Here is a 6,620-nt window from a genome sequence, read left to right as displayed (position 1 = left end):
TCCAGGTAATGCCGCCGTCGCTGCTGCTCACCGCCGTGAGTGTACCGTTGGCGATGGTCAGGTCCGCGTTGGTGAAACCGCTCACCGCCTGATCGAAGGTGATGGTCACCAGTGAGGTTTCGCCGATTTTCAGTGCGTTGTCGGCGACCACGATGGTCGCGGTCGGCGGGACGGTGTCGATCACGTAATTGTTCGAGTTGGTGGTGCCGCTGCCGGTGTTGCCCGCCAGATCACTGACCCCGGTGTTGTTCAGGGTGATCAGGTTGGTGGTGTCGTTGATGCCCGCCGAAGGCGTGAAGGTCGCGGTCCAGGTGATGCCGCCGTCGCTGCTGCTCACCGCGCTCAGCGTGCCGTTGGCGATGGTCAGGTCGGCGTTGGTGAAACCGCTGACTGCTTCGCTGAACGTAATGGTCACCAGCGAGGTTTCACCCGCGGTCAGCGTTGTATCGGCCACCACAATCGTGGCGGTCGGGCGTACCGTATCGACGGCGTAGTTGTTGGAGTCGGTGGTGCCGCTGCCGGCGTTGCCCGCCAGGTCGCTGATCCCGGTGTTGTCCAGGGTGATCAGGTTGGTGGTGTCGTTGATGCTCGCCGAAGGTGTGAAGGTCGCCGTCCAGGTGATGCCGCCGTCGCTGCTGCTCACCGAGGTCAACGTGCCGTTGGCGATCGTCAGGTCCGCGTTGGTGAAACCGCTCACCGCCTCGGAGAAGGTGATGGTCACCAGCGAGGTTTCGCCGATTTTCAACGCCGTGTCCGCGACCACGATCGTGGCCGTCGGGCGCACGGTGTCGATGGCATAGTTGTTGGAGTCGGTCGTGCCAATGCCCACGTTACCGCTGGCGGCCGCCTGCACGCCAGAGTTGTCCAGGGTGATCAGGTTGGTCGCGTCGGTGATGCTGGCGGTCGGGGTGAAGGTCGCCATCCAGGTAATGCCGCCGTCGCTGCTGCTCACCGCCGTGAGTGTACCGTTGGCGATGGTCAGGTCCGCGTTGGTGAAACCGCTCACCGCCTGATCGAAGGTGATGGTTACCAGTGAGGTTTCGCCGATTTTCAGTGCGTTGTCGGCGACCACGATGGTCGCGGTCGGCGGGACGGTGTCGATCACGTAATTGTTCGAGTTGGTGGTGCCGCTGCCGGTGTTGCCCGCCAGATCACTGACCCCGGTATTGTTCAGGGTGATCAGGTTGGTGGTGTCATTGACGCTGGCCGACGGCGTGAAGGTCGCCGTCCAGGTGATGCCACCGTCGCTGCTGCTCACCGCGCTCAGCGTGCCGTTGGCGATGGTCAGGTCGGCGTTGGTGAAACCGCTGACTGCTTCGCTGAACGTAATGGTTACCAGCGAGGTTTCACCTGCGGTCAGTGTTGTATCGGCCACCACAATCGTGGCGGTCGGGCGCACCGTATCGACGGCATAGTTGTTGGAGTCGGTGGTGCCGCTGCCGGCGTTGCCCGCCAGGTCGCTGACTCCGGTGTTGTCCAGGGTGATCAGGTTGGTGGTGTCGCTGATGCTCGCCGAAGGCGTGAAGGTCGCGGTCCAGGTGATGCCGCCGTCGCTGCTGCTCACCGAGGTCAACGTACCGTTGGCAATCGTCAGGTCCGCGTTGGTGAAACCACTCACCGCTTCGTTGAAGGTGATGGTCACCAGCGAGGTTTCGCCGATTTTCAGCGCATTGTCCGCCACCACGATGGTCGCGGTCGGGCGTACGGTGTCGACCGTGTAGTTATTGGAGTTGGTGGTGCCGACGCCAGCGGTGCCCAGGCCGTTTATCACGCCGGTGTTGTCCAGGGTGATGACGTTGGTCGTATCGGAAATACTGGCGGACGGGGTGAACGTTGCCGTCCAGGTGATGCCGCCATCGCTGCTGCTGACGGAGCTCAGGGTGCCGTTGGGGATAGTCAGGTCCGCGTTGGTGAAACCGGTCACGGCCTCGGAAAAGGTGATCGTCACCAAGGACGTTTCGCCGATGCTCAGTGTGGTGTCGGCGACCACAATGGTCGCGGTCGGCGGTGGCGAATACGCGGTATTGAGTACGCCACCGTCGTTGTAGATAGTCGAGAAAGAGGTCGGCGAGGTGCCGGTTGAACCTCCGCCCTGCGCGGTACCGCCTGCGCCACTGGCTGCGGCATTGCCGGCCAGGGCCGCGAAGTTGGCGGCCGTCATCAGCAGCGTGCCCTTGTTCCAGATCGCACCGACGCCCCTGCCGCCAATGCCGCCATTACTGGCATTGCTGCCTTGGCCACCACCACCGCCACCGCCGCCACCGGCACCGATGTTGTTGCTGATGGTCGACGTGCCGATGACGGTGATGGTGCCGCTGCTGGCGTTGTAGATCCCGCCCACCGCGTTGCCGCCAGCGCCACCGACCTTGTCCCAACCGGACCCGCCGCCGCCACCGCCAATGGAAATCGTGCCATTGGTGGCCGTCGCACCGTTACCGCCATTGCTGTAATAGGAAACGCCCACCCCGCCAGCACCGCCAGTGGTGGAACCACCGCGACCGCCCATGTGGGTGGCGTCATAACCGCCGCCATAACCACCGACACCGGCGCTGCCCGCCTGGCCGCCCAATGTGCCGGTGCCCGGCCCTGCCGAACCGCCGTGCCCGCCGCCCTGGCCGCCTAAACCGCCACCGCCACCGCCGCCACCGCCGTAAAAAGCGCCCGTGACACCGCCGCCGCCACCGCCACCGGAAGCGGCGTTGGAGGTCACGGTAACGTTTTTCAGGGTCAGAATCCCTGCGTTGAAAATCCCCCCCGCCATCGCGCCCGTGGCACCGTAGCCACCGTTGCCACCGTTGCCCGCCACCAGGCCACGGGTGATCACCAGGCCATCAAGCGTCACGGCGCTGCCAGACGACACTTCAATTACTCGGGTCTTGTACTGACCATCGAGAGTCACATCTGCCACACCGTCGTTGTTCAAGTCGCCATCAACGTAGACGCTCTTGTTGATCAGCAACTCGGAGGTCAACTGCACCGTCATGCCGGTGCTGAATGTGACGATATCGCCGTTCTGCGCCGAGGCGAGGGCGGCACGCAACGAGCCGACGCCCGTGTTGGCGTTGTTGGTGGCGGTCCAGGTGGCCAGGCCCCAGTGATAGTCGTTCATGGCCGTGGTCGAGAGCACGTTGGCGCTTTCGATGTTGCCGGTGGCAATTTCCAGATTCCAGTCGCCACCCACCCCGGTGCGGTTGCTGGAAGCGGCGATATCACGGCCGGTCAGTTGCGCCAGCGAGTCGACGAAACTCAAGCCGCGCTCGCCTTCGGCGGTGTAGCAGCCGTAGATCATGATGTCGCCGCCGACGTTCATGTCCTTGCCGATTTCCGCCAGCACGGCGCTGCGGGCCGCGACGTTATCGGCCGACAGATAACTGTTACCCAGCCACAGATCGCCTGCGTTGCCGTGGGCGATGATCTGCACCGAACTGATGCCTTGATGGGTATCGAGGTAGTCGGCAATCTGCTGCAAGCCGTCCTTGCTCGCGTCCAGCTGAACCACCTGAGTGCCAGGTGCGACGCCTTTAAGCAGGCTGTCGGCGTCCTTGACCCGCGAATCGACGAACACCACGCTTTGTCCCGGTACCGCGACAGGCGTCGGGGTTGGCGTGGCATCGGCCTGGCCGTGGGTATCCTTGCTGGCGACCGGCTGATCGGCGGTCGGTGCCTTGACCGCGTCGGCCGTGGCATGGGTGTCAGCCTGGGCAGTATCGGCCACCGTGGCGGCTACCGCGCCGTCGAACAGCATGCGGGGCTCCAATGACATGATCATTGGCGAGGCCAGCGCTCGTGCGCCTTCGGTAACCCGCGACTTGCCTTTGCTCCACCACATGCTGCTCACCCGGACTCGAACTTTTGACAGATCAATGAAAACGCCGCGATCAACTGATCGCGGCGTCGGCTTTCATACGAATGACATTGGCGGCGCTGGCTGAACCATCGAGCCAAAAGGACAACTCGGCGTATTGCTTGAACAAATCCGGCGGCAGGATCGTGCGCCTGGACTGCAATTGAACCTTGGCCTTCACCTTGTGCAGCCCCGAGAGGCCAAGGGCCTGGTCGAATTCCGGCGCGTCGTAGGCCAAATGATCGAAATCATGTTCGAACCAGGGTTCGCCGATGAAGTCGTAGACCAGCCGCATCACCCGCTCCGGCGCCTGGCTCAGCAGGTCGTAATCGATGATCAGCAGTGAGTCGGCGTGTTCGCCGTAATAGGCTTCCTTGAGGGCGGCCCAGGAAAACCCCACCAACCGATTGCGTTGGGCCAGGGTTTCGCAGCGGCTGTAGACCGTATTGCGCTCGACCGCGTCGCCGAACAGCTTGGTGTTTTCGAAGGGATTGGCGCGGTACAGGCGCTCGATGCTGTCCATGACCCAGGCGACATTGCGCACACAGGCAATGATCTTGGCTTGAGGGAACAGATCGCTGATCGCCGGCAGGCGCGAACTCCACAAGCGGTTGGTGTCGAACACCACCGGTTTGTCGGCCTTGTCGGCGTAGAAAGAGTCGAACAGGCCGCGCAACAGGCGGCGACGCATATCGGTGTCGATCACCGCACCGAATTCGCTGCCGGCGCTGCATTGCTCCAGAACACCGGAAAAGAGTGCGCCCACGGGGCTGGTCATGCCGGCATGAAAACGCGGATTCTGCAAAAGAATGGCAGAAAGCAGGGTCGAGCCCGAGCGCGGCAAGCCGGAGATAAAGTGGAATTGCTGCAATCCATTCACCCGTCATTCAGTCCTTTGTACGACGGAGCGTAGACCATGAATGGCCTTACAGCTAGTGGTGTTTTGATATCAAATCGGAGCTAAATCGACTGGAAAACGCAATCTATATAACTGTTTAAAAGTTGAATCGTTTAAGCCCTGAAACCACGAATTACTTCAGCACATACAAGCGTGCCACGGCACCTCCCCCCCGGGCTTCGTCGACGCGTCGCCAGCCCGCGGGCAATGGAGCGAACTCATCCGCCCCCTCGAGGGTACCGACCAGCCATACCCGACCAGTGCCTTTGGGCAAGGCATCGAGGCTATCCAGGTAGATGTCATTGGTCACCAGCGTACCGAAACCGTAGGCGTTCGGCCGGCTCGACCGGCCATCGGCCAATGGTGGCGTGTACAGCATCGGTTTGGCGTTGGTCTGGTTGTAATAGACGTAACTCAGGTACCAGAGCATGTCGCTGGTGACGATTCGGTCGCCGGGCATGAAGTGCTGGTTCACGTGTGTGGCCATGACGCTGATCTGATCCTCAGTATCCACCGTGGCATTGTTCTTCAGCCCCACCAGCTCGACACCGGCAAACAGCAGCAGCACGGCCAGCGCCAAGACCTTGAGGTCTGTGTACAAGCGATCGACGGCCAGTGCGACAACCATCGGCAGACCCAAGGCGTAAGCGGTCAGGTAACGCTCGATGAACACCGGCGAGATGAACGACACCGCAAACACCAGCAATAACGGGACCGCGGTGTAGATCACCGCCAGCGCACTGCCACGGAACACACTGCGGTCGCGGGCCAGCGCCACGCCCGCCAGGGCCACCAATGCCAGTGGCAGCGCAATAAAAATCAGCGTGGGCAGGTTCTCGCCATCGTCCTGGATCAGGAGCGACCAGATCATCGACGGCAATGAGTCGAGCATGACGGGGGGCTCCCACCCCACATCACCATTGGCCTTGAGCAGATCCAAGTGCTGGATCAGATCGATCAGGCTGGGCACCCACGGCAGGTACAACAGCACAATCGCCACATTGGCCAGCCACCAGCCCGAGCGCTGAATGTGCCGCAGTCGATACCCTGGCTGCACACGGATCAGGCCCAGATACAACCAGTGACACAGCACGCACAGCGCGGTGAAGTAATGGGTGTAGAACGCAACTGTCATCAGCAGGGTGTAGATCACCAGATAGCGCGTGCGTTGTGGCCGTTTTATCCAGTACACCAGGGCGATCGTGGCGCCGATCAGCCACATCCCCAACAGCGAGTACATCCGCACTTCCTGGCTATACCGCACCGCCGTGGGCAACAGCGCCAGCAGAACCCCGGCCAGCAACGCGGCGCGGCGGGTCGCGAGCAGGTCCACCAGCCAGACACCGAGCCCGACCGTGGCAATCCCCGGCAGCGCGCTCAGGCAACGAATCGAAAAAATGCCGTCGCCGAACAGCTCGATCCAGCCGTGCAGCAGCATGAAATACAACGGCGGATGCACGTCATGGGCCGCATGCTCCCAGATCCCGGCCAGGGAATACTGGCTCAGCAGCAAGCTGGACCCTTCGTCGCCCCAGATCGCCGCCGCCGTCAGGTCGTAAAAACGCACCAGCGCGGCCAATGCCAGGATCGGCAGCAGCCAATGCTCCCGCGCCCACCGCAATAAGCGGCGGGCAGCCGCCCATGAGCCCGGTGTCGCGTGCGGATCCTGAGTGTCACCCAGCGGTGTTTCTCTACGTGCCTCCATTGCCTCCCCTTTTTCGACCTGATGTGCCTCGACCCAATGAGCTTCGACCCAGTGAATATGCAATTTTCTCAAGCACTGTAGGACAGGCTCAGGCCCGTCGTCGATGCTGGCTTTAAGACGGACGACGTCCGGCAATCATTCCGATCAGCGTCTACGCTTTGGCGTGGCGTGAC

Annotated in this window: 3 protein-coding genes; all 3 read right to left on the bottom strand. The window is 62.2% G+C overall.

Annotated features, from left to right (window positions below):
* Positions 1-3,829 (bottom strand): Ig-like domain-containing protein (locus JUI81_RS30735; protein ID WP_204125617.1); only part of this gene is annotated, 3,829 nt, incomplete at its 3' end.
* A gap of 49 nt (positions 3,830-3,878) precedes the next feature.
* Positions 3,879-4,724 carry a sulfotransferase gene (locus tag JUI81_RS30730; protein ID WP_096481498.1) on the bottom strand — a complete coding sequence of 282 codons (846 nt, stop codon included), beginning with the start codon at positions 4,722-4,724 and terminating at the stop codon, positions 3,879-3,881.
* A 151-nt stretch (positions 4,725-4,875) separates the two neighbouring features.
* Positions 4,876-6,447, bottom strand: a complete 1,572-nt coding sequence (locus JUI81_RS30725; RefSeq protein WP_096481499.1) for a glycosyltransferase family 39 protein — start codon at positions 6,445-6,447, stop codon at positions 4,876-4,878.
* Positions 6,448-6,620: the final 173 nt, after the last annotated feature.

The organism is Pseudomonas sp. 008, from assembly GCF_016861935.1.
Classification (GTDB): domain Bacteria; phylum Pseudomonadota; class Gammaproteobacteria; order Pseudomonadales; family Pseudomonadaceae; genus Aquipseudomonas.
The sequence above is the reverse complement of the archived record's forward strand: the minus strand, read 5'-3'. Positions and strand labels throughout refer to the sequence as shown.

Coding starts and splice junctions, on each gene's coding strand:
- JUI81_RS30725 (WP_096481499.1), bottom strand. CDS start 6,447: ATGGAGGCACGTAGAGAAACACCGCTGGGTGACACTCAGGATCCGCAC.